Annotated in this window: 21 protein-coding genes and 1 tRNA gene; 16 read left to right on the forward strand and 6 right to left on the reverse strand. The window is 71.9% G+C overall.

Going from position 1 to position 25,662, the window contains the following annotated elements:
• Entirely contained in the window at nucleotides 1-471 is a 471-nt protein-coding gene (locus IF02_RS0126420; RefSeq protein WP_030161133.1) for a universal stress protein, read from the reverse strand.
• A 204-nt stretch (nucleotides 472-675) separates the two neighbouring features.
• Between IF02_RS0126420 and IF02_RS0126425 the strand changes: the two genes are divergently transcribed.
• On the forward strand, nucleotides 676-1,035 hold the full coding sequence (locus tag IF02_RS0126425) for a hypothetical protein (protein ID WP_030161134.1): 360 nt from the start codon (nucleotides 676-678) through the stop codon (nucleotides 1,033-1,035).
• On the opposite strand, the gene IF02_RS0126430 is transcribed toward IF02_RS0126425, so the two are convergent.
• Entirely contained in the window at nucleotides 989-2,284 is a 1,296-nt protein-coding gene (locus IF02_RS0126430; RefSeq protein WP_051696566.1) for a hypothetical protein, read from the reverse strand. The two genes, IF02_RS0126425 and IF02_RS0126430, sit on opposite strands and share 47 nt — an antisense overlap.
• A tRNA-Cys gene (locus IF02_RS0126435) sits at nucleotides 2,284-2,359 on the reverse strand. Before IF02_RS0126435 ends, IF02_RS0126430 begins: the two co-directional genes overlap by 1 nt.
• Before the next feature lie 372 nt (nucleotides 2,360-2,731).
• On the opposite strand from IF02_RS0126435, the gene IF02_RS0126440 reads away from it, so the two are divergent.
• The 9 genes from IF02_RS0126440 (at nucleotide 2,732) to IF02_RS0126480 (ending at nucleotide 14,675) form a co-directional block, all read left to right on the forward strand.
• On the forward strand, nucleotides 2,732-4,066 hold the full coding sequence (locus tag IF02_RS0126440; protein ID WP_051696567.1) for an ABC transporter substrate-binding protein: 1,335 nt from the start codon (nucleotides 2,732-2,734) through the stop codon (nucleotides 4,064-4,066).
• A complete protein-coding gene (locus IF02_RS0126445; protein WP_051696568.1) occupies nucleotides 4,063-5,013 on the forward strand; it encodes a carbohydrate ABC transporter permease in 951 nt (316 codons plus the stop codon). Before IF02_RS0126440 ends, IF02_RS0126445 begins: the two co-directional genes overlap by 4 nt.
• Nucleotides 5,010-5,924: a carbohydrate ABC transporter permease gene (locus IF02_RS0126450; protein ID WP_030161139.1), complete on the forward strand. Its 915-nt coding sequence runs from the start codon at nucleotides 5,010-5,012 to the stop codon at nucleotides 5,922-5,924. Before IF02_RS0126445 ends, IF02_RS0126450 begins: the two co-directional genes overlap by 4 nt.
• A gap of 57 nt (nucleotides 5,925-5,981) precedes the next feature.
• Nucleotides 5,982-9,011 carry an alpha-mannosidase gene (locus IF02_RS0126455; protein WP_030161141.1) on the forward strand — a complete coding sequence of 1,010 codons (3,030 nt, stop codon included), beginning with the start codon at nucleotides 5,982-5,984 and terminating at the stop codon, nucleotides 9,009-9,011.
• A 216-nt stretch (nucleotides 9,012-9,227) separates the two neighbouring features.
• Nucleotides 9,228-9,887 (forward strand): DUF4328 domain-containing protein, encoded by a 660-nt coding sequence (locus IF02_RS0126460; protein WP_051696569.1) that lies wholly within the window; start codon nucleotides 9,228-9,230, stop codon nucleotides 9,885-9,887.
• Between the two features lie 89 nt (nucleotides 9,888-9,976).
• Nucleotides 9,977-12,010: an NADPH-dependent 2,4-dienoyl-CoA reductase gene (locus IF02_RS0126465; RefSeq protein WP_030161145.1), complete on the forward strand. Its 2,034-nt coding sequence runs from the start codon at nucleotides 9,977-9,979 to the stop codon at nucleotides 12,008-12,010.
• 18 nt (nucleotides 12,011-12,028) lie between these two features.
• On the forward strand, nucleotides 12,029-12,883 hold the full coding sequence (locus IF02_RS0126470; protein ID WP_030161147.1) for an alpha/beta fold hydrolase: 855 nt from the start codon (nucleotides 12,029-12,031) through the stop codon (nucleotides 12,881-12,883).
• A gap of 41 nt (nucleotides 12,884-12,924) precedes the next feature.
• Nucleotides 12,925-13,338 carry a PaaI family thioesterase gene (locus IF02_RS0126475; protein ID WP_030161150.1) on the forward strand — a complete coding sequence of 138 codons (414 nt, stop codon included), beginning with the start codon at nucleotides 12,925-12,927 and terminating at the stop codon, nucleotides 13,336-13,338.
• Nucleotides 13,339-13,343: 5 nt separating this feature from the next.
• On the forward strand, nucleotides 13,344-14,675 hold the full coding sequence (locus tag IF02_RS0126480; RefSeq protein WP_051696570.1) for an MFS transporter: 1,332 nt from the start codon (nucleotides 13,344-13,346) through the stop codon (nucleotides 14,673-14,675).
• Here the strand turns inward: IF02_RS0126480 and IF02_RS0126485 are convergent.
• Nucleotides 14,644-15,573 (reverse strand): SDR family oxidoreductase, encoded by a 930-nt coding sequence (locus IF02_RS0126485; RefSeq protein ID WP_030161152.1) that lies wholly within the window; start codon nucleotides 15,571-15,573, stop codon nucleotides 14,644-14,646. The two genes, IF02_RS0126480 and IF02_RS0126485, sit on opposite strands and share 32 nt — an antisense overlap.
• Nucleotides 15,574-15,695: 122 nt before the next feature.
• Here IF02_RS0126485 and IF02_RS0126490 point away from each other — a divergent pair, with 122 nt between their 5' ends.
• Together IF02_RS0126490 and IF02_RS0126495 are read left to right on the forward strand one after the other, a co-directional pair.
• Nucleotides 15,696-16,421, forward strand: a complete 726-nt coding sequence (locus IF02_RS0126490; protein WP_051696576.1) for a TetR/AcrR family transcriptional regulator — start codon at nucleotides 15,696-15,698, stop codon at nucleotides 16,419-16,421.
• 50 nt (nucleotides 16,422-16,471) lie between these two features.
• A complete protein-coding gene (locus tag IF02_RS0126495; protein ID WP_030161156.1) occupies nucleotides 16,472-16,915 on the forward strand; it encodes an SRPBCC family protein in 444 nt (147 codons plus the stop codon).
• Nucleotides 16,916-16,937: 22 nt separating this feature from the next.
• Here IF02_RS0126495 and IF02_RS0126500 read toward each other — a convergent pair whose 3' ends face one another.
• Together IF02_RS0126500 and IF02_RS0126505 are read right to left on the reverse strand one after the other, a co-directional pair.
• A complete protein-coding gene (locus IF02_RS0126500; protein ID WP_030161158.1) occupies nucleotides 16,938-18,491 on the reverse strand; it encodes an alpha/beta hydrolase in 1,554 nt (517 codons plus the stop codon).
• 181 nt (nucleotides 18,492-18,672) lie between these two features.
• Nucleotides 18,673-19,791, reverse strand: a complete 1,119-nt coding sequence (locus IF02_RS0126505; RefSeq protein ID WP_051696571.1) for a PP2C family protein-serine/threonine phosphatase — start codon at nucleotides 19,789-19,791, stop codon at nucleotides 18,673-18,675.
• A gap of 239 nt (nucleotides 19,792-20,030) precedes the next feature.
• Here IF02_RS0126505 and IF02_RS0126510 point away from each other — a divergent pair, with 239 nt between their 5' ends.
• The 4 genes from IF02_RS0126510 (at nucleotide 20,031) to IF02_RS0126525 (ending at nucleotide 25,557) form a co-directional block, all read left to right on the forward strand.
• Nucleotides 20,031-22,166: a SpoIIE family protein phosphatase gene (locus IF02_RS0126510; RefSeq protein ID WP_030161162.1), complete on the forward strand. Its 2,136-nt coding sequence runs from the start codon at nucleotides 20,031-20,033 to the stop codon at nucleotides 22,164-22,166.
• A 261-nt stretch (nucleotides 22,167-22,427) separates the two neighbouring features.
• Nucleotides 22,428-23,093, forward strand: a complete 666-nt coding sequence (locus tag IF02_RS32735; protein WP_234318336.1) for a DUF4142 domain-containing protein — start codon at nucleotides 22,428-22,430, stop codon at nucleotides 23,091-23,093.
• Nucleotides 23,094-23,102: 9 nt separating this feature from the next.
• Complete coding sequence (locus tag IF02_RS0126520) at nucleotides 23,103-24,539, forward strand: DUF1996 domain-containing protein (protein ID WP_030161167.1); 1,437 nt, start codon at nucleotides 23,103-23,105, stop codon at nucleotides 24,537-24,539.
• Between the two features lie 154 nt (nucleotides 24,540-24,693).
• A complete protein-coding gene (locus IF02_RS0126525) occupies nucleotides 24,694-25,557 on the forward strand; it encodes an RNA polymerase sigma factor (RefSeq protein WP_051696572.1) in 864 nt (287 codons plus the stop codon).
• Nucleotides 25,558-25,662 lie beyond the last annotated feature (105 nt).

The raw sequence follows: 25,662 nt of genomic DNA on the forward strand, positions 1-25,662 counted from the left end.
TTAATCCCAGTCCTCGTCCTGGTCGTCGTCCTCGCCCTCGCGGACCACGACCACCGTGCTCGCCGCGTACTGCACCACCTGCTGGCTCACCGAGCCGAGCAGGGCGCCCTTGAAGCCGCCGTAGCCCCGGGTGCCGACGACCGTCAGGTCCGCCTCCTTGGAGGCGTCCACCAGCACCTGGGCCGGCGAGCCCTGTTCGACCCGGCGGAAGACGGGGACGCCGGGCGAGGTGCCGACGGCCGAGGCCACGGTGTCCGCGAGGCGCCGGCGGGCCGTCTCCTCGGCGCCTACCAGCTCGTCCGGTGTGCCGGTGCCCACGGCGAACGGGTTGGTGTTCCACTGCCAGCTCATGACGGCGTGCACCCGGCCGCCGATGGCCTTGGCCTGGGCGACGGCCCAGCGCAGGGCTTCCTTGGAGTGGTTCGAACCGTCCACGCCGACGACGATCAGAGGCTCGATGGTCTCACTCACAGTGGGTTCCTCTCGTTTCGTCCGGATCGTACGCATCGTTCTCGCTTTTGCCTCTTGTATACACGGATGAGGGGGTCCGACCTCGAACGGCGACGATCGTTGCGGGAGCCGAAGACTTTGGAGGACAGCGCGCGGTGCCGGTGGCTTGCGAAGGTCTGGTTGTCAGGAGATCGGCAAGGTTCGGCAAGGTACGGAGGAACGGACGTGGCGCAGCGCAAGGGCTGTCTGATCGGCTGCGGGGTGGCGTTGGTGCTCGGCATCGCGGCCGTCGTGGCCCTCCTCTTCGGCGTCGGGAAGGTAGTGGACGCCGCGGGCAAGACGCTGCTCGAACCCGGCGTCTACCAGTCCGTGAACGTCGGAGACCCGGAGGACGCGGTCCGCGCCAAGATGCCGTCCGGGGAGAGCTTCATCAAGGGCGCCCTGAAGTCGGGCGGCCCGGCCGAACCCGAGGGCAGCGCCTGCTCCTGGTACGTGTCCGCCGCGGACACCGAGGGGGAGACGGTGTACCGCTTCTGCTTCAAGGACGGAAAACTCGCCGAAAAAGTCGAGTACCGGATGAAGTAGGGGGAGCGACGGCCGCCCGGAGCCGCGCGAGGGCGGGTGAGAGGCGGGCCGCCACGGGCCGGGGGAGGCGGGCACATTCCGCGTCGGTCCAGGCGAGTACGGCCGCCTGCCGGCCCGCGTCGCACAGCGAGAGGTGGAACACCAGCTGCCGCCACGCGCAGGCTGCCCTCTTGGGCGTCGCCGACCGGCGCCGGGCGGCGGTGAACGCCCCACGCGCCAGCCCGTCCCACCCGGACGGCGGGTCGATGCCGACCACGCGGACCAGGGTGGCCATGTTGAACGTGGTGAGGATGCGCGCCTGTTCGTCGACGGCCGCCTCACGGGCGAGAGCGACGACCTGAGGGCCGTCCGGCCCGGTGCACCGGTGCGGGGGCAGCCCGGCCCGCCGGGCGCACAGCTCGGCGAACTCGGCCGGGTCGCCCCTCTCCGCCAGGTCCCGCAGCGCGGCGAAGTCGATGCCGTAGTAGCGCTCGTACGGTGTGCCCTTGAGGAGGTCGGCGGCCGTCCACGCGGCGGGGAACAGGTCGGCGTTCACCGCGCACGTCGTGGCGGAGGCGAACGGCTCGGTGAGGATGGGCACCGGCAGCCCGGCCGGTTTCGCGAGCCGGGCCAGCGTGCCCGCCAGCCGGTTCGGGATCCCCGCGCCGGGGAAGGCCTCCACGGCGAGTTCGCCGATGGCCCGCAGCTCCAACCGGGCCTGCGCCGCGGTGTGGGTGGTGGCCGGCGGCGGTATCAGCTCGGCCAACACCTCGGCGGAGGGGACCGCCCCGTCCTCCAACAGCTCGGCCACGGATCCGTGGAGCGCGCGGGGGAGCGGCGCGTGTCGCTCGTGGTGCGGGGGCCGGGCGGCTTCGGCGGCCTGGATCCCGCGCAGTGCCGTGTGCTCGGCGGAACCGGGCATGCCGCGCTTGGCGACCATCGACGCGACGGCATGCCCCAGCAGACCGGACAACCGCGGTGACGGGGTCCGGCCCGCGACGGCCTCCTCCAGTGCGCGCCGCAGGACGGCGGCGTTGGACTTGGGGTCGAGGTGCCGGGTGCACCGGGTGTGCTCGGCGGCCAGGGCCCGGTAGCGCTCCAGGAGGGCGGCTCCCTCGGCATGCCAATGCGCCGTGCGGGCCTCGGCGTCGGCGCGCAGTCGATGGGCCAGCAGTTCGTCCTCGAACGGCCGCCAGACGGCGAGCGCTTCGCGCTGTGCCTCGATGGCGGGCTTCGGCTTCCGGGGCTGGTGGTCGGCGTTCTCTTCCATGGCCGGCGTGGCAGGTTCTGCCCCTGCGTCCTCCGACTGTGCAGGTCGGTGCTCTGGCTGCTGAGCTACACGCCGTGTGGTCGAACCCAACCATCCGAAGCCCATCTGCGCAACGGGGCTTTGGGCCCGTGCGAGGTAAAGCGCATTAGTGCGCGGCCACTTGCACCGCCGATAAGAAGTCAACATGCGGGGTCCGGCGGGCGATGTTATGGAATCGATATCACCTTGGGGCGGCCTGGAACTAAAGCGCATTAGTGCTGGTCGTCGCGGTGTTGACTGTGCCTCTTTCATCTGCCTGTACGTCTGTCGTCGTGATGCGGGACCCATCGGGACCCACCGGTACCCGCCCATCCGGACTTCGGCCGCATTGACGCGATCTGGATTTGGGGTCAGCGTGGGCTGCGCGCTCCGGCAGTGAGGCCGGAACTCCCCCCGAAGGTGGCGACGATGACCCGTTCGAACGCGACCCGTACAGCCGTCGCCACGCTCGTGGCCGGCACGTTCCTCTCGGTCTCCGCCTGCGGGGTCAGCGGCGGCGCGGCGGACGTGCCGGAGGGCAGGAAGACCGGCAAGGTCGCCGGGGAGATCACCTTCCGCACCCTCCAGCTCAAGCCCAAGTTCACGGCCTACGTACAAGGCGTCATCGACGCCTTCGAGAAGAAGTACCCCGAGGCGAAGGTCAGATGGGAGGACGTCCCGGGCGACGGCTACAACGAGAAGCTCGTCGCCGACGCCCAGGCCGGCGCCCTCCCCGACGTGGTCAACCTCTCCACCGACTCCTTCCAGCTCCTCGGTGACCGCGGCCTGCTCGCCGACGTGGCGGGGCTCGACCCCGAGGTCGCCAAGGAGTACGTCCCCGGGTCGTGGGAGCAGTTCAAGCTCCCGGGGAAAGGCGACGGCGTGTACGCGTACCCCTGGTACGTGACCCCGGAGATCCTCACGTACAACAAGGAGCTCTTCGAGAAGTCCGGCCTGGACCCGGCGCAGCCGCCGACCAGCGTGGAGCAGTTCTTCGACTACGCCGACAAGATCGCCGCCGCGTCCGGCGGCCGCTACTCGGCCTTCATGGCCGACCCCAAGGGCCGCCTGCCCGGGGACTGGCAGAAGATGGGCGTAGCGATCCTGAACGAGCAGCAGGATCGTTTCGTCTTCGACACCCCCAAGGCCGTCGAGTGGGTGCAGCGGATGAAGGACCTGTACGCCAAGGGCGCCATGCCCAAGGAGTCCCTCCTCAAGTCGGACGACATCAACCAGCTCTACGGCGGCGGCAAGCTCGTCTTCGGTCCCGGCTCCCCGGGCTTCGTCAAGGACATCAAGCAGAACGCCCCGCAGATCTACGCCGGCACCCAGGTCGCGGGGGCCGTCACCGGCAAGCTCGGCCACATCGGCATCTACGCCCAGTCCCTCGGCATCAAGAAGGACACCAAGCACCTCGACGCGGCCACCGAGTTCGCCAAGTGGGTCACCAACGGCCCCAACCAGGTGGAGTTCTCGAAGAACGCGACCATCTACCCGTCCAACGCCCAGGGCCTGGCCGATCCGCGCTTCGCCGACCGGGGCGACGGCAAGGACGCCGAGACGGTCGCCCGCGCGGTCGGCGCCGAGCAGCTCAAGAGCGCGGCACTCGACGCCAACACCCCGGTCCAGTGGACCAACCAGGTCGGTGACGCGGTCGTCCGCGAGATGCAGAAGGCGATCCAGGGCGAGCAGGATCCGCAGACGGCCGTACGCAAGGCCCAGGAGGAGGCGAACCAGCTGCTCGCCAAGTCGGCGCAGAAATGACGCCACGCCCGGCCCGCTCCGCCGGACGGCGCCGCAAGGCGGCCCTCGCGGCCATGGAGGCCGAGACCGGGCTGGTCCACCGCCGGTGGTGGACCCCCTACCTCTTCCTCGCCCCCGGCCTGGTGATGGTGGCCCTGTTCAGCCTCTGGCCGTTCGTCAACACCGTCATCCTGTCCCTCACCGACGCCCAGATCCTGCGCGGCGGCACCTTCGTCGGCTTCGACAACTACACCCGCGCCTTCGCCGACCCCGACTTCTGGACCGCCACCGGCAACAGCGTGCTGTACCTGGTCGTCGTCGTGCCGTGTCTGGTCCTCCTCCCGCTCGCCCTCGCCGTGCTCGTCCAGGCGAAGATCCCGGGCATCGGGTTCTTCCGCTCCGCCTTCTACACCCCGGTGATCGCCTCCGCCGTGGTCGTCGGGCTGATCTGGCAGTGGGTGCTGCGCAGCGACGGGCTCGTCAACACCGTGTTCCGGAAGCTGAGCATCGTCTCGGAGCCGATCCCGTTCCTGACCGACAGCACCATGCTGCTGGTCTCCGCCATGATCGTGACCGTGTGGAAGGGCCTCGGCTACTACATGGTGTTCTACCTCGCAGCCCTCGGGAACGTCTCGCCGTCGCTCCAGGAAGCGGCCGCGCTCGACGGCGCCGGCGCCGTGCGCCGCTTCTTCAGCATCACCGTCCCCCAGGTGAAGCCGATGATGCTGCTGGTCGGCACGCTCTCCGCCATCTCCGCGCTGCGGGTCTTCACCGAGATCTACATCCTGGGCGGGGAGAGCGGCGGCCCCGGTGGCGGCGCCCGCACCCTGCCCTTCCTCATCCGGCAGGTCGGCCTCGGCTTCTCCGGCGAGACCGGCTACGCCTCCGCCATCTCGATCCTGCTGTTCCTGCTGACCCTGGTCTTCAGCCTGCTGGGCCGCCGCCTGTCGAAGGGGGACGAGAGTTGAGCACCACGGCACGCACCACGCCGCGCACTGCGGCGCCCACCACGGCACGCACGGCTGCGGCGCGCACCGCGGCCGGCACCGGAGCCGACCGCAGGCGCCGGCGGATCGGGCTCGCCGCCCGGTACGCCACGCTGGTCGTGATGCTCGTCGTGATGCTCGGGCCGATCGTCTGGCAGTTCCTGACCTCGATCCGCGGCCGCACCGAGAACGTGTACGACGGCGTGCTGCCCGCGCGGCCCACCCTCGACAACTACGTCCTCGTCGCCGACTCCTTCCCGCTGCTCCAGTACGTCGGCAACACGCTGGTGGTGGCCGTCCTCGCGATCACCTCGAACATGCTGTTCGCGGCGATGGGCGGGTACGCCCTCTCCCGGGCCGGGTGGAAGGGCCGCAAATCGGTCTTCACGGTGCTGGTGGCCACGCTCATGTTCCCCTTCGAGTCCGTGATGATCTCGATGTTCCTGACCGTGCGCGAGATGGGCCTGGTCGACACCCTCGTCGGCGTGTGGCTCCCCGGCGCGGTCTCCGTCCTGAACATCATGGTCATGCGCTCGGCCTTCCTGGCCGTGCCCAAGGAGGTGGAGGAGTCCGCCGTCCTGGACGGAGCGAACGAGTGGACCCGGTTCACCCGGCTCTTCCTTCCCGCCGCCAAGGGAGCCCTGGCCGTCGTCTGCATCACGAGCTTCATGGGCGCCTGGGACGATTTCCTCTGGCCCCTGCTGGTCCTCACGAACAGCGACCACTACACCCTCCAGCTCGGCCTGAAGACCCTGGCCGGCGCCACCACCACCAACGACCAGCGGATCATCGCCGCCGGCGCGATGGCGGCGCTCCTGCCGATGATGCTCCTCTTCTTCGCCCTCCAGCGTTTCTTCTTCAAGGGGGTGGGCGAGGGAGCCGTCAAGACCTGAGTCCTGCCGCACACGTCCTGCCGTCATACGACCCCTCCCTCCCTTGGAGCAGCCGTCATGCACGACGACCGCAGCATCACCGAACACCGCCTGCGCCGGGTCCTCAAGGAGCGCATCAAGCCCGCCGTCCACTCCCGCCCGGTCCCGCTGGCGATCGGGCGCTGGGAGGCGCCGGGCGAGCCCGTGCCGGTCGCCGACGGCCTGGCGGCCCCGTACGAGCCCTGCGCGATCGGCGAGACGTGGGGCCCGGCCTGGGGCACCACCTGGTTCAAGGTCACCGGCACCGTCCCGGCCGACTGGGCGGGCCGTACGGTCGAGGCCGTCCTCGACCTCGGCTTCGACCGGATGATGCCCGGCTTCCAGTGCGAGGGACTCGTCCACCGGGCCGACGGCAGCGAGGTCAAGGCGCTGAACCCGTACAACGACTGGGTGCGCGTCGCCGACTCGGCGGCCGGCGGCGAGCAGGTCGAGTGGTACGTGGAGGCCGCCTCGAACCCCGTCCTGGTCGACCACTCGGCCACGTACGAGGGGGACCGGCAGACCAGCGGCGACCAGCCCCTCTACCGGCTCGCCCGGATGGACCTCGCCGTCTTCGAGACCGAGGTCTGGGAGCTCGTACAGGACCTGGAGGTCCTCTACGACCTGATGACGCAGCTCGGCGAGGCCGATGCCAGGCGGTACGAGATCCTGCGCGCGATCGACGCCGCCCTCGACGCGGTGGACCTCGGCGACATCCCCGGCACGGCGGCCGCGGCCCGCGCCCGCCTGACCGGAGTACTCGCCGCCCCCGCCCACGCCTCCGCGCACCGGATCAGCGCCGTCGGGCACGCCCACATCGACTCCGCCTGGCTGTGGCCGCTGCGCGAGACCGTCCGCAAGGTCTCCCGGACCACGTCCAACATGGTCGCCCTGATGGACGCGCATCCCGAGTTCGTCTTCGCCATGTCGCAGGCGCAGCAGCTGGACTGGATCAAGACCCACCGGCCCGAGCTCTTCGAGCGGATCAAGAAGAAGATCGCGGACGGGCAGTTCGTGCCGGTCGGCGGCATGTGGGTGGAGTCGGACACCAACATGGTCGGCGGCGAGGCGATGGCCCGTCAGTTCCTGTACGGGAAGAAGTTCTTCCTGGACGAGTTCGGCATCGAGACCCACAACGTCTGGCTGCCCGACTCCTTCGGGTACACCGCCGCGATGCCGCAGATCGTCAAGCTGTCCGGCTCGAAATGGTTCCTGACGCAGAAGATCTGCTGGTCGCAGGTGAACGCGTTCCCGCACCACACCTTCTGGTGGGAGGGCATCGACGGCACCCGCGTCTTCACCCACTTCCCGCCCGTCGACACCTACAACAGCGATCTCGGCGGCGCGCAGTTGGCACACGCGGCGGGCAACTACCGCGAGAAGGGCCGGGGTTCGCGCTCACTGGTCCCCTTCGGCTGGGGCGACGGCGGCGGCGGTCCCACCCGGGAGCACCTGGCCCGGGCCAGGCGGCAGCGGGACCTCGAAGGCTCCCCGCGCGTGGAGATCGAGCGGCCCGACGCGTTCTTCGAGAAGGCGCACGCCGAGTACGCGGACGCGCCCGTCTGGGCCGGCGAGCTGTACCTGGAGCTGCACCGCGGCACGTACACCTCGCAGGCCAAGACCAAGCAGGGCAACCGGCACAGCGAATCACTGCTGCGCGAGGCCGAGTTGTGGGCCGCGACCGCCGCGGTCCGGGTGCCGGGGTACGGGTATCCGTACGAGGACCTGGAGCGGATCTGGAAGACCGTGCTGCTCCACCAGTTCCACGACATCCTCCCAGGATCGTCCATCGCCTGGGTGCACCGCGAGGCGCGCGGGACGTACGCGCGGGTACGCGAGGAGCTGCGCGGGATCACGCTGGCCGCGCAGCTGGCCCTGGCCGGGGAGGGCACCGCGGAGCTGGTCTTCAACTGCGCCCCGCACGCCCGGCGCGGCATCCCGGCCGGCGGCGCCGGCCTGCCGGAGGCGGCGGCCGGGCACCAGCCGGCCACCGTGGAGGAGCGGCACGGCGGCGGGCACGTCCTGGCCAACGGGCGACTGCTGGTGGAGATCGACGGCCGCGGGCTGGTCGTGTCGGCGTACGACCTGGAGGCGCGCCGGGAAGCGGTGGCCCCGGGACGGGCCGCGAACCTGCTCCAGATCCACCCCGACTTCCCGAACATGTGGGACGCGTGGGACATCGACGCGTTCTACCGCAACAGCGTGACCGACCTGGTGGAGCTGGACGCGCTGGAGGTGGTGGAGGCCGGTCCGGACGCGGTGACGGTCCGGGTCTCCCGCTCCTTCGGCCGCTCGGCGGCGGTCCAGTCGATCACGCTGCGGGCGGGGGCGAAGACGGTGGACATGGTCACGGAGGTGGACTGGCACGAGACGGAGAAGTTCCTGAAGGCCGCGTTCCCGCTGGACGTGAAGGCCGAACGGTCCGCCTCGGAGACCCAGTTCGGGCACGTGTACCGCGCGACGCACACCAACACCTCATGGGAGGCGGCCAAGTTCGAGATCTGCGCGCACCGGTGGATCCACGTGGAGGAGCCGGGGTGGGGTACGGCGATCCTCAACGACTCCACGTACGGCCACGACGTGACCCGCGACATGCGGCCGGACGGGGGCCAGACCACGACGGTCCGCCTCTCCCTCCTCCGGGCCCCGCGCTATCCGGACCCGGAGACCGACCAGGGCGCCCACACCCTGCGGTTCTCACTGGCGCCGGGCGCGGAGATCGCGGACGCGGTGCGCGAGGGCCACGCGCTGAACCTGCCGGAGCGGGTGGTCCACGGGGCGGCCCCGGTCGCCCCGCTGCTCGCGCTGGACAACGACGCGGTGGTGGTCGAGGCGGTCAAACTGGCCGAGGACCGCAGCGGTGACGTGATCGTCCGCCTCTACGAATCCCGCGGGGGCCGCGCGAAGGCGTCCCTGGAGGCGGATTTCCGCATCGCGGAGGCGACGGAGACCGACCTCCTGGAGCGCCCCCTGCCGGGCCCGGCGGTATCCGCCCCGGCGGCGGACGGTGCGGTAGCCCTCACCCTGCGCCCCTTCCAGATCGTCACGGTCCGCCTGCGCCGGGCCTGACCGGCCACGGCGGCGGAATCCGGCCTGCGCGGGCCCGGCTTCCGCCGCCCGGCCCTGCGGGAGGAAGCCCGGCACCGTCCGCGCGAACTGCTCGGGCGCCGGCGGGCGGGGCGGGGCGGCGTGGACGGGGTCCTGACGGTGACGTAGGGTCCTGGCTGCCCGCCCGAGTCGGCGGGCTTCTTCATGCCACCGTGAACCCGTGGGGGGTCCCTCGTCATGTCCTTCGGCACCAGATCGCTGCCTCCGCTCGGCGCGCCCCCGGCGCGCTCGCTGCTCCGCTCGCCCCGGGCGCTGGCCTTGGCCCTGACCGTGCTGCTGGGGGTGTGCGCGGCGACCCGGCTGCTCCTGCTGGCCGCCGACGCCGACTGGTACCTGGCCCTCGACGGCGCCCGGGACGCGGATCCGTCGGGGCGGCTGTTCGCGGTGGCCACCAGCCTGTCGCTGCTGGCGATGCTCCCCACGGCCGTGGTGTTCGTCGTCTGGTTCCACCGGGTCCGGGTGAACGCGGGAGTCTTCGCCCCGGAGCTGTTCCGCCGGGGCCCGGGCTGGGCGATCGGGATCTGGTTCATCCCCTTCGTGGGCTGGACCTTCCTCGCGTACGCGATCGCCACCAGCGTGTGGGCGGCCAGTGCGCCGAAGTCCCCTCGCGCCGCCGCGCCCGTTTCCGCGGCTCCCGTCACCGCCTGGTGCGTCTCCTTCGGCGCAGCGATGCTCGCCTCGCTGGTCTCCAGCAGGATGGGCGCCGCCGCCGAGGCGCAGGCCGGGCTGCGCACCGCCGCGCTCGTCGCCATGGCGTCCGACCTGCTCTTCGTCGTGGCGGCCGGCTTCGCCGTCGTCTTCGTACGGAAGGTCTCGGCCATGCAGGAGCCGGCGTGAACTCCGCCACTTGGTTATGCACCTAGTTGCACAATCGGGCCCTCCTCGCTAGAACAGGTTCATCACCCCCGCGCAAGGAGGCGCCCCCCATGAGCACGCAGAGTTCCCAGAGCCGGTACCCGAACCTGCTGAGCCCCCTGGACCTCGGCTTCACCACGCTGCCGAACCGCGTGATCATGGGGTCGATGCACACCGGCCTCGAAGAGCACCAGGGCGGCTTCGAGCGGCTCGCCGCCTTCTACGCCGAGCGTGCCCGCGGCGGCGCCGGCCTGATCGTCACCGGCGGCATCGCCCCGAACGACGCCGGCCGCCCCTTCGAGGGGGGATCCCGCCTCACCACCGAGGACGAGGCCGCCGAGCACCGGGTGATCACCGAGGCCGTGCACGCCGAGGGCGGGAAGATCGCGATGCAGATCCTCCACTTCGGCCGCTACGCCTACCACAAGGACCTGGTCGCCCCCACCGCCCTCCAGGCCCCCATCAGCCCCTTCGTCCCGAACGAGCTCAGTGACATCGAGGTCGAGCGCACCGTCGAGGACTTCGTCCGCGCCGCCCGCCTCGCCAAGCTCGCCGGCTACGACGGTGTCGAGATCATGGGCTCCGAGGGCTACCTGATCAACGAGTTCATCGCCGCCGCGACGAACAAGCGCACCGACCGCTGGGGCGGCGCGTACGAGAACCGCATGCGCTTCCCGCTGGAGATCGTCCGGCGCACCCGCGCGGCCGTCGGCGAGGACTTCATCCTCATCTACCGCCTCTCCATGCTCGACCTGATCCCCGGCGGCTCCACCCTCGACGAGGTCGTCCGCCTCGCCAAGGAGATCGAGGCGGCCGGCGCCACCATCATCAACACCGGCATCGGCTGGCACGAGGCCCGTATCCCCACCATCGCCACCTCCGTCCCGCGCGGTGCCTACACCTGGGTCACCAAGCGGCTGATGGGCGCGGTCTCCGTCCCGCTCGTCACCAGCAACCGCATCAACACCCCGGAGATCGCGGAGGAGCTGCTCGCCGACGGCCGCGCCGACCTGGTCTCGCTGGCCCGCCCCTTCCTCGCCGACGCCGACTTCGTCGCCAAGGCCGCGGCCGGCCGCTCCGAGACCATCAACACCTGCATCGGCTGCAACCAGGCCTGCCTCGACCACACCTTCAGCGGCAAGATCACCAGCTGCCTCGTCAACCCGCGCGCCTGCCACGAGACCGAACTCGTCCTCTCGCCCACGCAGCTGAAGAAGCGCGTCGCCGTCGTCGGCGCCGGCCCGGCCGGCCTCGCCTGCGCCGTCTCCGCCGCCGAGCGCGGCCACGCCGTCACCCTCTTCGAGGCCTCCGGCCACATCGGCGGACAGCTCGACATCGCCCGCCGCATCCCGGGCAAGGAGGAGTTCGAGGAGACCATCCGCTACTTCGGCACCCAGCTCGCCGCCCGCGCCGTCGAGGTCCGGCTGAACACCCGCGCCGACGTCGAGACCCTCCAGGGCTACGACGAGGTCGTCGTCGCCACCGGCGTCACCCCCCGCACCCCCGACATCGAGGGCGTGGAGCGCGCCAACGTGGTCAGCTACCTCGACGTGCTGCGCGATGGCGCCCCCGTCGGCGAGCGCGTCGCCGTCGTCGGCGCCGGCGGCATCGGCTTCGACGTCGCCGAGTTCCTCACCGACAGCGGCGAGGGCGCCTCCCAGGACCCCGAGACGTACTTCCGCCACTGGGGCGTCGACACCGCGTACGCCGGGCCCGGCGGGCTCACCGCCCCCGAGCGGCCCGCGCCCCCGCGCCAGGTCCACCTCCTCCAGCGCAAGACCACCAAGGTCGGCGCCGGCCTCGGCACCACCACCGGCTGGATCCACCGCGCGGAGCTCAAGCACCGCGGTGTCGTCTCCGTCGCGGGCGCCACGTACGACCGGATCGACGACGAGGGCCTGCACATCACCGTCGGCGGCGAGCAGCGGCTCGTCCCCGCCGACACGGTGGTGCTCTGCACCGGCCAGGAGCCGCGCCGCGACCTGTACGAGGCCCTGCTCGCGGCCGGCGGCCGGCCGCACCTCATCGGTGGCGCGGACGTGGCCGCCGAGCTGGACGCCAAGCGGGCGATCCGCCAGGGTACGGAACTGGCAGCGACCCTCTGACCCGGTTCGGGAGTCACGATGTTCACGTTCGACAGCAGCGACGGCACCACCGTGACCGTGCACACGTGGCTCCCCGGACCGGCCGGCCCCGATCCGCGGGCGATCGTCCTGATCGCCCACGGCATGGGTGAACACGCCCTGCGGTACGCCCCGTTGGCCGACGAGCTGGCCGCGCGCGGCTACGCCGTCTACGCGCCCGACCACCGGGGCCACGGCCTGACGATGAACGCCGGGCCCGGCGTGCTCGGCGAGAACGGCTGGCAGCTGCTCGTCGACGACCTCGCCGCGCTCTCGGAGACGGTCCGCGGACTGCACCCCGGCATACCGCTGGTGCTGCTCGGCCACAGCCTCGGCTCCTTCGCCGCGCAGCACTACCTGCTCGACTGGCCGGAGCACGCCGACGCCGTCGCGCTGTACGGCACCACCGCCGTGGACCGGATGTTCCTGAGGGTCGTGGAGGCCGGCGCGGATCCGCTCGTCGCCTTCAACGCGCCGTTCGAGCCGGCCCGTACGCCCGCGGACTGGCTCAGCCGGGACGAGGCCCAGGTCGACGCCTACCTGGCCGACCCGCTCTGCGGCTTCGCGATCGACGACCGGGCGATGGGGGAGCTGTACGAGGCCGCCTCGACCCGGTTCCACGACCCGGCGGGCGCGCCGCCCGCCGTTCCGCTCTATGTGGCCGTCGGCTCGGCGGACCCGCTCAACTACGGGCTGGAGCTCAGCGATCTGGTGGTCGAGCGCTACCGCGCGGCCGGCCACCCGGACGTCGAGTACCGCACGTACGAGGGCGCCCGCCACGAGCTGTTCCACGAGACGGACCGGGGCGAGGTCGTCGCCGACCTGCTGGCGTGGCTGGAACGCGTGCTGCGCTGAAAGGTGTTGTGGCGGCCGGGGCGGGCCGCCACAATCTGCGGGTGACCTTGACACCCGCAGACGCAGACAAGATCCTCGCCGACAACTTCGCCCCCTGGGTGCTCGCCCTCGGGCTGACCGTCCAGGAGACGGGCGAGCGGCACGCCGTACTGCGGCTGCCCTGGTCAGAGGCGCTGGCCCGGGACGGCGGCGGCCTGTCCGGGCAGGCCCTGATGGCGGCCGCCGACACCGCCACCGTCATCGCGATCTCCGCGGCGCGCGGGGCGTACGGGCCGATGACCACGGTCCAGCAGTCGACCAGCTTCCAGCGGCCGGTGGTCGGCGCGGACGTGCTGATCGGCGTCCGGGTGACCAAGCTCGGCAAGCGCATGGCCTTCGCCGACATCACGATGACCCCCGAGGGCGCCGAGGAGCCGTCCGCGACGGCGTCGACGGTCTACGCCCTGCTGGGCTGAGCGGGGTGACGGCCCCGGTCCACCACCCCTCGCTCTGGCACAACCGCGACTTCAACGTCTTCTGGCTCGGCCAGGCGCTGTCCGTCCTCGGCGGGTCGATCTCGCTGCTCGCGCTGCCCCTGCTGGTCCTCGACGCCACCGGGTCCGTCGTCCAGATGGGCCTGATCACGGTCATCTCGGCGGTCGGCGCCATCGCGACGGGTCTGTTCGCCGGGTACGTGGTGGACCGGACGGACCGGCGCCGCCTGATGATCACCTGTGATCTCGCACGGGCGCTGCTGCTGGGCGCGGTCCCGTTCATCTGGCTGGCCGGGCCGCGGATCTGGGTGCTGTACGTACTGACGGCGCTGGTCACCGTCTTGAAGACGCTGTTCGACGTGGCGTACGTGACGGCGGTGCCGAACCTGGTCCGCGCCGAGGATCTGACGGCCGCCAACGGGCGGCTGACGGCGGCCTTCGCCTTCGGGACCCTGTGCGGGCCGGCGGCCGCGGGGTTCATCGCCGCCGGGGTCGGCGCGGACTGGGCCCTGGGGGTGGACGGGGCGACCTTCCTGGTCTCGGCCGTGAGCCTGCGGTGGGTGGCCTTCGGGCGCGAGGGCGCCGACGGGCCGGGGGTCTCAGAGCAGGGGGTCTCGGAGCGGGGCGCCCCCGAAGCGGGGAAGCTGCGCGAGGTGTTCGTCGGGATGTTCCTCGACGGGGTCCGCTTCCTGTGGGCCCACCCCGTGCTGCGGGCGCTGACCGTGCTGCTCACGCTGCTGACCTTCGTCACCATGGGCGCCACCGACCTGCTGGTCTTCCGGATCCGGCACGATCTCGGGCTGGGCTCGGCCACCGTCGGCTACGTCATCGCCGTGAGCGGGCTGGGTGTGGTCGGCGCGGCCTTCGCGGCCGCGCCGCTGCGCCGGACCTTCGGGTTCGGCGCCTGCTGGCTGGGCGCGACCGCCCTCATCGGCGTGTCGGTGGCCGGGACCGGGGTCAGCCGCAGCCTGCCGGTGATCGCCGTACTGGCCGCCGTGTTCATGTTCGGGCTGACCCTGGGCGCGGTCTGCTCCATGACCCTGCGCCAGGAGGTGACCCCGGATCCACTGCTCGGGCGGGTCACCTCCGCCTTCTGGACCGTGCACAACGCCGCGGGTCCGGTGGGCGCGGCCGCCCTGACCGTACTGGCCGCCCGGCACGGGGTCCCGGCGGTCAGCGTGGCCGCCGGGGTGTTCTGCCTGGCCATCGTCGGGGCGGGGCTGCTGACACCGCTGCGGGGGAGCCGGGCCGGTGGCGGCCCTGTGGGGGACGCGTCGCGGGGGGCGCTCAGCGGGCCGCCGCGGTCGTCACGCCGGTGAGGCGCTCCGCCTCGGACCAGAGGCGGGCGTTCGCCGTACGGTCCAGGGCGCGGCGGGTGATGCGGGCCTGCGCCGTCGGGCCGACCAGGCCGAACCGGTCGCCCGGGCCGTAGTAGCCGCCCGCGGCCGCGTCCGGGCTGGTCGCGGCGTACAGCAGCGGCTCGGTGCCCGGGCCGACCTCCTGCTTGGGGAGGAAGTCGAGCTTGGTCAGCGCGCCGCGCAGCCGGGAGGGCTTGTCGCCGCCGAGGCTCGCCCCGGCCGTCTGGAGGTTGGTCTTGGTGTATCCGGGGTGCGCGGCGGTGCTGCGCAGCGGCCAGTCGTGCTCGGCCGCGAGATCGGCCAGGTGCCGGGCCATCATCAGGTCGGCCAGCTTGGACTGCGCGTACGAGAGCATCGGGCTGTAGCGCCGCCGCTCCCACTGGAGGTCGGCGAAGTCGATGCGGGCGAAGTTGGCGGCGGAGCTGCTCATGGTCGCCACGCGCGGCGCGGGCGCGGCGAGCAGCGCCGGGAGCAGCCGTACGGTCAGGGCCAGCGGGCCGAGGAAGTTGCTGCCCAGCTGGAGTTCGAACCCGTCGGCGGTGGTCATCCGGGTCGGCGGGGCCATCACCCCGGCGTTGTTGACCAGCAGGTCGAGCGGGGCGCCGTCGGTGAGGAGCCCGTCCGCGAAGGCGGCGACCGAGGCGAGGTCGGCCAGGTCGATCCGGCGCACCTCCAGCTGGGCGTGCGGGTGGCGGGCCAGGATCTCGGCGCGGGCCTGCTCGCCCTTGGCGGGCGTACGGACGGCCAGTACGACCCGGGCACCCGCCTCGGCGAGCCGGCGCGCGGCTTCCTTGCCGGTGCCGCTGTTGGCGCCGGTGACGACGGCGAGCTTTCCGGACTGGTCGGGGACGGTGTACATGGGGTGCTCCTCGAAGGGAAGGCGATCACTAACAGACCGGCGGTCTGTTGCTTCCTTTCGAAAGTAGCAGACCGCTGGTCTGATAACAACAGACCGCAGGTCTGTAAGCTGGTGGGGTGACTCTGCCCAAGAACTTCCAGCGCGCCCGCAGCGAGGAGCAGCGCGCCGCGCGCCGTCAGGCGATCCTCGACACGGCCGCTTCGATGCTCACGGAGATGCCCGTGGCGCAGGTGAGCCTGAACGAGCTCGCCCGCCGGGTGGGACTGGCCAAGTCCAATGTGCTGCGCTATTTCGAGTCCCGCGAGGACGTCCTGCTGGAACTCCTCGACGTCCGCTCCCGCGAGCTCGTCGCGCACCTCGACGGCGCCCTCGCCGAGGCCGTCGACGGAGCCCCGCCGGCCGAGCGGGCGGACCGGCTCGCGGGCTGTGTCGCCCGGGCCCTGGCCGAGCGCCCCGTCCTGTGCGATCTGATCAGTGCCCAGGCCGCCGTACTGGAACGGAACGTCTCGCCGCAGGTCGCCGTGCAGTACAAGCGGGCCACCATCGCCAATGTGCAGGCGCTGACCGGACGCATCACCGCGCACCTGCCGGAACTGCGGGCGGAGGACGCCTTCCGCTTCGTCGCGAGCACGATCATGTTCACCGGCGCCGTATGGCCGCATGCCCACCCGTCCGCCGCCATGCTCGCCGCGTACGAGGCGGACCCGGCCCTGGCCGCGCTGCGGATGGATTTCGGCGCCACGCTGCGCGAGACGCTGGAAATCCTGTTGTCCGGGCTGCTGGCGCGCGCGGCGGGCGAGGCGGGCCAGGCGGGCGGGGCGGGCGGGGCGGGCGCGGCGCGCGCATAGGGTGCGGGTCTGCGATCGTGGATCGCGGGGGAGCGTACGGAGGAGCAGCCATGTCCGGACAGTTCGAGTCGACCGTCGAGATCGACCGGCCCGTCGGAGAGGTCTTCGACTACCTGGCCGACGGCCGCAACGACCCGCAATTCAGCCCGAGGGTCCAGGAGATCAGCAAGACCCCCGACGGTCCGACCGGTGTGGGCACGGTCTTCCGCAGCACGGTGAAGGACGCCGGGATGAAGACCGGCCGGGAGTTCCGCATCACCGGATTCGAGCCGCAGCGGTCGATCCGCTGGACGGAGCAGAGCAAGAACCTGGTCACGGCCGAGGGCGGGTACGACTTCGAAGCCCTCACAGGCGACCGCACCCGGGTCCGCATCTTCAACACCCTCGAAGGGCACGGACTCGGCAAGCTGCTGGTGGGCTTCGCGGTGGGCGCGGCCCGCAAGGACGCGCCCGACTTCGGCCGCCGGATCAAGGCCGCCGTGGAGGCGTCCTGACCGGCGGCCGAAGCCTGCGGGGTCAGAACCTCCCGTCGGTGAGGGCCGGGAAGCGCTGAGGCGACTGCGGGGCGAGCTCGGAGCGGCGCTCCTGCGCGCCCGGGGTCGTCCGGCAGGTCACGTCCTGGGCGGGCAGCTCGCCCGTCGCCAGGTAGGAGTTGACCGTGGCGTTGGCGCAGGAGTTCGGGTCGGCGAGGTACACGCCGTGGCCCTCACCGCCCATCGCGAGCACCATCCGCGAGCCCTTCAGCGCCTTGTGCAGGCCCTGACCGCTGACCAGCGGGGTCTGGGAGTCCCACTCGTTCTGCACGGTCAGCACGTTGGTCTTCGTCTTCATCGCCGTCGGCGGCTCGATCGGCCGCTGCCAGTACGCGCACGGCTTGATGTTGGAGGCGTAGTCCCCGTAGAGCGGGTACCTGGCCTTGTCCTTGGCGGCCTCCCGCTGGTACTGCTCCGGGTAGCGGGGCCATTCCGTGTCGCCGCACACCACGGACCAGAAGACGGCCGTGCCGTTGTCCGACGCCGGCTCGGCGGTCGGCTTCAGCAGCTTGCGCTGGGACTCGGTCAGCCGGACGGGCTTGCCGTCGGCCGCGTCCTTCAGCGCCTTGACCAGGGGGGCCGCCTGCGAGGGGTAGAAGAAGAGGGCCCGCGCGGTACGGATGTCGTCACCCGTGAGCTTCGTGCCGTCGAGCTCGATCGGCTCCTTGTCCGCCCGGGCCACGAGGTCCCAGAAGGTCTTGGAGACCGCGTCCGGGGTGTCGCCGAGCCCGAAGTCGGCCGAGCGCTCGGCCGTCCACTGCGTCCACCGCTTGAAGGCGGGCTCCGCCTCCGTCGCCCACACCTGGATCATGCCCCGCCAGATGCGGTCCGGGTCCACGCCGCTGTCCAGCACGAAGCGGTCGCTGCGCTTCGGGAACATCTGCGTGTACACCGCGCCCAGGTAGGTCCCGTACGAGTAGCCGACGTAACTGATCTTCTTCTCGCCCAGCGCGGCGCGGATCGCGTCCATGTCGCGCGCGGTGTTGCGGGTGGTGACGAAGGGCAGGATCGAGCCGGACTTCTCGCGGCACTTGTCCGCGACCGTACGCGCCCAGGCCACGTCCGCCGGGTACGTCTCCTCCTTGTACGGCCGGTCGAAGTTCTGCTCGGCGTCGGTCAACCCGCAGGTGATGGGCGTGGAGGCGCCGACTCCGCGCGGGTCGAAGCCGATCAGGTCGTACTGGTCGCGTACGTCCTTCGGCATCAACTCGTTCATCATCAGCGGCAGATCGAGTCCCCCGCCGCCCGGGCCGCCCGGGTTGAGCAGCATGGCGCCGTGCCGCTTGGCCGGGTTCTCGCTCTTGATCCGCGATATCGCGAGGTCGATCGTGCGGCCCTGCGGGCGCCGGTAGTCGAGCGGGACCTTGATCGTCGCGCACTCGTACGACGCGGGCTGATCGGTGCTGCAGCGCTGCCACGCCGGCTTCTGCGGGGTGTACTCCGCGGCCGGGGCGGCGGAGGCCTGCGTCGCGGAGAGCAGCGGGATGGTGGTCGCGACGAGACCGGCAGCGGCGAGCATGGGTGCGAGGCGTTTCATGTTCACGAAGAGCCGTTTCCTTCCGTGAATGCGATGGCCTCACCACCCTGTTGTACGAAGGCCCCCGGGCGAATCATCCCGAAGGGCCGGTCCGTATGCGTCTCACGAACGAGCTCAAATCCGGACAACTGGCCGACACGCCAAAGGAACTGAAGTCGCGCCGGTTCCGGGACCGGAACGGTCAGGCGCCGCCGGCCACGCGCTCGATGGCCACCATCGCCGCGTCGTCGCCCAGGTTGCCGCCGGGGGAGTGCGCCAGCAGGTCGGCGCAGAGGTGGCGCAGGAGCGCGTCCGGGCCGTCCCCCGGCCAGTCGGCGGCGCGCTCCGACAACGGGTAGAAGGCGCCCTCGGCGTCGCGGGCCTCGATGACGCCGTCCGTGTAGAGGAGGATCACGTCGCCCGGCTCGAAGGAGAAGGACTGCGGGGCGAAGCCGGTGTCCACGTACCGCGTCAGGCCCAGCGGCGGCGCCGGGTGGTCCACCTCGAGGGGGATGACCCGTCCTCCTCGCAGCAGCAGCGGCGGCGGGTGCCCGCAGCTGATGAGCCGTACGGTCATCTCCCGATCGGGGATGTCCAGCACCGCCGCCGTGGTGAACGCCTCGCCGGGTTCGCCGGCCGGCTCGCCCGTGCCGTCCGGGTCCGCGGCCACGGCGGCCTCCAGGTGGGCGACCAGCGTCGGCAGGTCCGCCTCCTGGTGGGCGGCGGCCCGGAACGCGCCGAGCACCAGGGCGGCGTCCCCGACCGCCTCCAGTCCCTTGCCGCGGACGTCGCCGATGATCAGCCGGGTGCCGTTCGGGGTGCGGGTGGCGGCGTACAGGTCCCCGCCGATCTGGGCCTCGGCCTCCGCGGCCAGGTAGACGGAGGCCAGGCGCAACGGGCCCATCCGGTCGCGCAGCGGCCGCAGGACCACCTCCTGGGCGGCCTCGGCGACCGAGCGCAGCTGCGTCAGCTGCTTCTCGTGGACCTCGCGCAGGTGTGCGAAGACGGTGACGAAGATCGAGATCAGGACCAGCGCAATGATCTGGAAGGTGTGGTTCAGGTCGGTGGCGGTGGTCCGCACCACGGCGACCGTCACCTGGGCCGCGACGGCCACCGCGCCGACGAACCCCGTCATCCACGGACCGGCGAAGGAGGCGGTGACGGCCGGGGCCGCGACCAGGAACGGCCCCAGGTGGACATCGGGCGGCGCCAGGACGTCGACCACCGTGACGGCCGCGATCAGCGCGAAGGGAACCGCCAGCAGGGGCAGGCGCGGTTCACCGACGTGGCGAAGGCTCGGATGCGGCGGCCGGTGGTCCATGACTCCTGAATACACCGCGCGTATTGTTCCCGCGCACCGGCTGCGCACCGGCCGGGTGTCTGCCGGGCATCGGCCGCGCACCGGCCGCACTCCGTCGTACGGCCGTATCGGGAGGCGGCTGCGCTGCCGGTCCGGGGGAGTGGAGAGAGGATGGGAGCACCCCGGGCGCGGATCCGGGCGCGGAGACCGAGCGGGCCGATGCGCCGCCCTGCGGCAGTGGACGGGAAGGAGCGGCCGGCATGAGTACGGCGGACGCCTTCCCGGCCGCCCCGGAACCGGCGAGCCCGGGCCCCCCTTCCGAGCCGGCCGGCCCGGAACCCACCGTCGACCCCGCCACCGGGCCCGGCCTCCTCGACGTGCTCGGCGTCGCGGCGGTGGTCCTCGACGCCGAGGGGCGGATCGCGCTGTGGAGCCCGCAGGCCGAAGAGCTGTTCGGCTACAGCACCGGCGAGGCGCTCGGCCGGCTCGCGGCCCAGCTGCTCGTCGACGAACAGAACCTGGCGATGGTCCTCTCCCTCTTCGAGGAGGTGATGGCCGGCCGGGGCGAGTGGGCCGGGGCGTTCCCCGTACGGCACAAGGACGGCAGCACCCGCATGGCGGAATTCCGCAACATGCGGCTGGAGGACGCCGACGGCCGGCTCTACGCCCTCGGCATCGCCTCCGACCAGGCCACCGTGCGGCGTGTGGAACGCGACCTGGCCCTGTCGATGCGGCTGGTCGCGCAGGCCCCGATCGGCCTGGCCGTCCTGGACACCGAGCTGCGCTACGTCCTGGTCAACCCGGCCCTGGAACGGATCAACGGGCTGCCCGCCGCCGCGCACATGGGCCGCCACCTCCACGAGGTCCTGCCGCACCTGGACGCGGAGTCCATCGAGTCGGCCATGCGCGAGGTCCTGTCCACCGGCCGGCCGCAGCTGAACCAGTCCACCACCGGCCGTACGCCCGCGGACCCCGATCAGGACCACGCCTGGTCGCTCTCCGTCTACCGGCTGGAGGACCCGGCCGGGCGGCCGCTCGGCGTCGCAGCCTCCGTCGTCGACGTCACCGAACAGCACAAGACCTCGATGGCCGTCGCCCTGGCCCGCCAGCGGCTCGCCCTGATCGCCGATGCCTCCGTACGCATCGGCACCACCCTCGACCTCTGGGTCACCGCGCGCGAGCTCGGCGACATCGCCGTGCCACAGCTCGCCGACCTCGCCACGGTCGACATCCTCGACGCCGTCCTGACGGGCGAGCACCCTCCCGGGGCGCCGATGGAGGAGACCGTGCAGTTCCGCGCCCTCGCCGTCAAGGCGGCCCGCCCGACCCCCGCCACCCTCGCGGCCGACCCGGTCGGCTCGATCGCCCGGTACGACACCACCCGGGTGGTCACCCAGTGCGTACGGGCCGCCCGCCCCGTGCTCGTGGCGGAGGTCACCGAGGTCGAACTGCCCAGCGTCGCCCGGGACGCCGACGCCGCCAAGCTCCTCGCCGCGGCCGGGCTCCACTCGTACCTGGCGGTACCGCTGATCGCCCGCGGCGAGGTCATCGGCGCCCTCGGCCTCCAACGCACCGACAATCCGCTCCCGTTCGACCACGACGACGTCCTGCTCGCCAGCGAGCTCGCGGCGCGCGCAGCCGTCTGCATCGACAACGCCCGCTGGTACCAGAAGCAGCGCCGCGCCGCCCTCGCCCTCCAGCGCCACCTGCTGCCCCACCACCCCACCCCCACCCCGGGCCTGGAGATCGCCTACCGCTACCAGCCCGCCGAGGCGGCCGGCGAGGTCGGCGGCGACTGGTTCGACGTCATCCCGCTGCCCGACGACAAGACGGCCCTCGTGGTCGGCGACGTCATGGGCAGCGGCATCAACGCCGCCGCCACCATGGGCCAACTGCGCACCGCCGCCCGCACCCTGGCGGAGCTCGACCTCGATCCCGCCACCGTGCTGACCCGGCTCGACCACACCGCCACCGGGCTCGGGCACACCATGGCCACCTGCGTGATCGCCGTGTACGACCCGCACCGCAACCAGTGCCGCATCGCGACCGCCGGCCACCTGCCGCCCGTACGGACGAGCCCCGGGCGGACGCCCGAGCTCCTCGACCTGCCGACCGGCGCGCCCCTCGGGGTCGGCGGAGTGCCCTTCGAGGCCACCGCGCTGGACCTGGACGTCGGCGACCAGCTCGTGCTGTACACCGACGGGCTCGTCGAAACCCGCGACGAGGACATCGACGTCCGGCTCCAGGCGCTCACGGCCCTGCTCGACGACCCGGCCCGTCCCCTCGAGGAGACCTGCGACCTGCTGCTGGCCGAGTTGCGCCAGCCGGACGACCGCGACGACGTGGCCCTGCTCGTGGCCCGCACCCGGCCGATGCCCGAGACGCCCGGGAACTAGCGCTGGCGCTGGCGCTCGCGAACGGTACCAGCCTTTCGGGGCGTTGCCCGGATGTTTGTCCATTCGTGATGGTCCTTCCAAACAGGCACCACAACTGGCACTAGCGTCCCGTGGCACCCGGGGAGCGCGGGTGCATTGGACACGGGCAACTGCCGGAGCCCGAGCCGCCGCAGCCCCTCCCGGTCCACGCAGCAAGGAGGCAAAGTGCTGTCTTTCCGTCGGTCGGCCGTCGGCAGCATGTCGGTGGCATCGAGACACGTGATGGCAACCGGCGTCGTGATCGGCGCCCTCGCCTTCACCCTGATCGCGTTGCTGATCCCCGTGCAGAAGTTCGGCGGGACGAACGCCGCGGCCGCCTCCGTTCCGGCGGCCGACGACGACGGCGGCGGGATCCAGAGCACGGCCTTCGGGCCGCTCACCCCCCAGGACCGGGACTTCGTCCGCAAGGTCCGGCTCGCCGGCCTGTGGGAGCTCCCCGCGGGGCGGCAGGCCATGCAGCGCAGCACACGGCCCGCGATCCGCACCGCCGGGATGCATCTCGTCGAAGGCCACACCGAACTGGACCGCAGGGTCCTGGAGGTGGGACAGGCCCTCGGCATGGAGCTCCCCAGCCAGCCCAGCATGCTGCAGCAGGGCTGGCTCAACCAGCTGGAGAAGGCCCAAGGTCCCCAGTACGAGCAGCTGTTCATCCAGCTGCTGCGCAGGGCGCACGGAAAGGTGTTCACGCTGGTGGCCCAAATCCGCGCGCAGACCCGCAACTCCATGGTCCGGGCCCTGGCCACGGACGCCAACAGCACCGTCCTGGACCACATCACGGTCCTCGAGGCGAGCGGGCTGGTCGACTTCGACGGCCTCGCGGACGCCCCGCCGGGCACCCCCTCCGCCCCCGCCCCCGCCTCCTCCACCGTTTCCCGACCGACGAAGTGAAGTGATCGCATGAGCCAAAAGGGCCACAAACGCCGGCTGCGGCCGAAGCACAAGATCCTCGCCGTGATGTCCGCCCTGGTCCTGGGCGGAGGCGGTGTCGTGATCGTCGAACAGGGCGCCTTCGCGGGGCAGGACTCCCGATCGGCTCCCGTGACCGCCACCATCGACTGCCCCGACGTCGGCGACAAGCTGGAGAACGTCCCCGACCAGGCCCGCGGCGAGGTCGACGCGAACCTCGCGAAGCTCGACACCCAGGTCGCCGACGCCTACAAGCAGCTCTCCTCCGGCCGGGCCAAGGGCAAGGCCCTGCTGGGCGGGCTGAAGCAGCAGCGCGACAAGACCATCACCGACCTGTCCGACACGCTCGGGAAGGCGGGCCAGAAGCCCGCCGGACTGCAAGGGCTCGGCGCGTGCGTGATGAAGGAGGCGGCGGCCGCCGACCCGGCGGACGAGCCGGCCCTCGCGAACGGCGCCGACGGCGCCGTCGGCGCCGACGCCGCGAAGCAGGGCGCATCCCAGCAACAGCAACAACAGCAGCAACAGCAACAGCAGCAACAGGCCAAGGGCGGCCCGGCGCGCAGCGACTTCGTCGCCATCGGCAACGTGAAGCCCAACGTGAAGAAGCCCGCGGCCCGCGGCGGCGCCTCCACCGGATCGTTCGCCGTGCAGTGCGGGACCAACAAGGAGAACCACTTCAACCCGGACAACGTCATCGTCGCCCCCGGTGTGAGCAACGGCGCCCACCACATGCACGACTACGTCGGCAACAAGACCACCGACGCCTTCTCCACGAACAACAGCCTCGCCCAGTCCGGGACCACCTGCACCAACGGCGACCAGTCGACGTACTACTGGCCGGTGCTGCGACTGCGCGACGGCAAGGCGGAGAAGGACGCCAAGGCGCCCGGCGGCGGCCAGGACGCGAACATCGGCACGATCCTGAAGCCGAAGCAGGTGACCATCGAGTTCAAGGGCAGCCCCGTCAGCAAGGTCGCGGCGATGCCCCGCTTCATGCGGATCATCACCGGCGACGCCAAGGCCCTCACCAACGGCAACGCCAACGCGAACGCGTCCTGGAGCTGCACCGGCTTCGAGAACCGCCAGCTGAAGGACAAGTACCCGGTGTGCCCCAAGGGCAGTGACGTCGTGCGGACGTTCAACTTCCAGAGCTGCTGGGACGGCAAGAACATCGACAGCGCCAACCACCGCACCCACGTGGCCTTCGCCGACAACAACGGCAACTGCAAGAAGGGCTTCAAGGCGATCCCGCAGCTGGTGCAGCGGATCGTCTACAGCGTGCCGCCCGGGTCCCGGTTCGCCGTGGACAGCTTCCCCGAGCAGCTGCACAAGCCGGTGACCGACCACGGCGACTTCATCAACGTCATGTCGAACGGCCTGATGGCCGGCGCGGTGCGCTGCATCAACGACGGGCGCGCCTGCCGCTGAGAACCTCGGGGCGACGCCGCCCTCCCACCTCCCCCGCGTCGCTCTGAGAGCGGTGCCGGTCCGAAGCCGACTTCGGGCCGGCACCGCGTACGCGTTTGTGCCACCGCCCGAAGGGGCCTGCACAAGGGCCCTGAGAACACACACGAGGAGTGCCATGTCCGGCTCTCGTCACACCACCCCTCCCGAACCCGAACCCGGACCCGAACCCGAACCTGAACCCGGACCCGAGTCCGGACCCGCGTCCGGTCCCGAGAACTCGGACGGGGGCCTCATACGGCGGCTCAGGGCGGCCTACGCCGCCGGCGACGGCGATCCGGCCGTGTGCGAGCTCCTGTACCGGCGGCACAGTGCCGCCGCTTTCGCATGTGCGCGCCGCTGCTCCCGGTCCCCGCAGGACGCCGAGGACCTGGTCTCGGAGGCGTTCATCCGTACGCTCCAGGCCGTCCGCTCCGGAGCCGGGCCGCGGGACGAGTGGCGCCCGTACCTCCTGTCGGTGGTCCGCCGCACGGCCGTCGAGTGGCGGGCCTGCGCCGGCCGGACCGTACTGACGGCCGACATCGAGGCCTGGTGCCGGCCCGGTCCCGACGGGGACGACCCGCAGCGCCGGCTGCTGGACAGCGAGGACCGCCGGCTCGTCGCCCGCTCCTTCCAGGCCCTGCCCGAACGCTGGAAGGCCGTCCTCTGGCACACCCTCGTCGAGGACGACTGCCCGCACCCCGTCCCCCTGCTGCTCGGCATCACCCCGAGCGCGGTGACCTCGCTGGCCTTCCGCGCCCGCGAGGGGCTGCGCGAGGCGTACCTGCGGGCCCATCTGGACTCGGCCGCCGACGACCGGTGCCGCCACTACGGCAGCCTGCTCGGGGCGGTGATCCGGCGCCGCGGGAGCACCCCTCGCGGCCGCGGTCTCGCCCGGCACCTGGCGGCCTGCCGGTCCTGCTCGCGTGCGTACGCCGAACTGCTGGACCTCAATGCCGCGCTGCGGGCCGGGGCGGCGTCCGCCGTACTCGCGAGCCTCTAGGCCGGGCACCCGACAAGGCCCCGGCCCCCTCCGCTCCGCGGGGGCGGGGGAGGGGGCCGGGGCCGAATCCGTATGTACGGGGGGAGGGTCGGGGGTTGGGGGTTG

It is taken from the genome of Streptomyces sp. NRRL S-244, from assembly GCF_000717915.1.
Taxonomy (GTDB): Bacteria; Actinomycetota; Actinomycetes; order Streptomycetales; family Streptomycetaceae; genus Streptomyces.

Bases quoted from the DNA above. Each gene is read 5' to 3' on its own strand.
- IF02_RS0126430 (WP_051696566.1), bottom strand. From the start codon at position 2,284: ATGGAAGAGAACGCCGACCACCAGCCCCGGAAGCCGAAGCCCGCCATC.
- IF02_RS0126500 (WP_030161158.1), bottom strand. From the start codon at position 18,491: ATGAAACGCCTCGCACCCATGCTCGCCGCTGCCGGTCTCGTCGCGACC.
- IF02_RS0126505 (WP_051696571.1), bottom strand. From the start codon at position 19,791: ATGGACCACCGGCCGCCGCATCCGAGCCTTCGCCACGTCGGTGAACCG.
- IF02_RS0126520 (WP_030161167.1), top strand. From the start codon at position 23,103: ATGAGCCAAAAGGGCCACAAACGCCGGCTGCGGCCGAAGCACAAGATC.
- IF02_RS0126460 (WP_051696569.1), top strand. From the start codon at position 9,228: ATGTCCTTCGGCACCAGATCGCTGCCTCCGCTCGGCGCGCCCCCGGCG.
- IF02_RS0126495 (WP_030161156.1), top strand. From the start codon at position 16,472: ATGTCCGGACAGTTCGAGTCGACCGTCGAGATCGACCGGCCCGTCGGA.
- IF02_RS0126510 (WP_030161162.1), top strand. From the start codon at position 20,031: ATGAGTACGGCGGACGCCTTCCCGGCCGCCCCGGAACCGGCGAGCCCG.
- IF02_RS0126440 (WP_051696567.1), top strand. From the start codon at position 2,732: ATGACCCGTTCGAACGCGACCCGTACAGCCGTCGCCACGCTCGTGGCC.
- IF02_RS0126525 (WP_051696572.1), top strand. From the start codon at position 24,694: ATGTCCGGCTCTCGTCACACCACCCCTCCCGAACCCGAACCCGGACCC.
- IF02_RS0126465 (WP_030161145.1), top strand. From the start codon at position 9,977: ATGAGCACGCAGAGTTCCCAGAGCCGGTACCCGAACCTGCTGAGCCCC.
- IF02_RS0126470 (WP_030161147.1), top strand. From the start codon at position 12,029: ATGTTCACGTTCGACAGCAGCGACGGCACCACCGTGACCGTGCACACG.
- IF02_RS0126485 (WP_030161152.1), bottom strand. From the start codon at position 15,573: ATGTACACCGTCCCCGACCAGTCCGGAAAGCTCGCCGTCGTCACCGGC.
- IF02_RS32735 (WP_234318336.1), top strand. From the start codon at position 22,428: ATGGCAACCGGCGTCGTGATCGGCGCCCTCGCCTTCACCCTGATCGCG.
- IF02_RS0126455 (WP_030161141.1), top strand. From the start codon at position 5,982: ATGCACGACGACCGCAGCATCACCGAACACCGCCTGCGCCGGGTCCTC.
- IF02_RS0126445 (WP_051696568.1), top strand. From the start codon at position 4,063: ATGACGCCACGCCCGGCCCGCTCCGCCGGACGGCGCCGCAAGGCGGCC.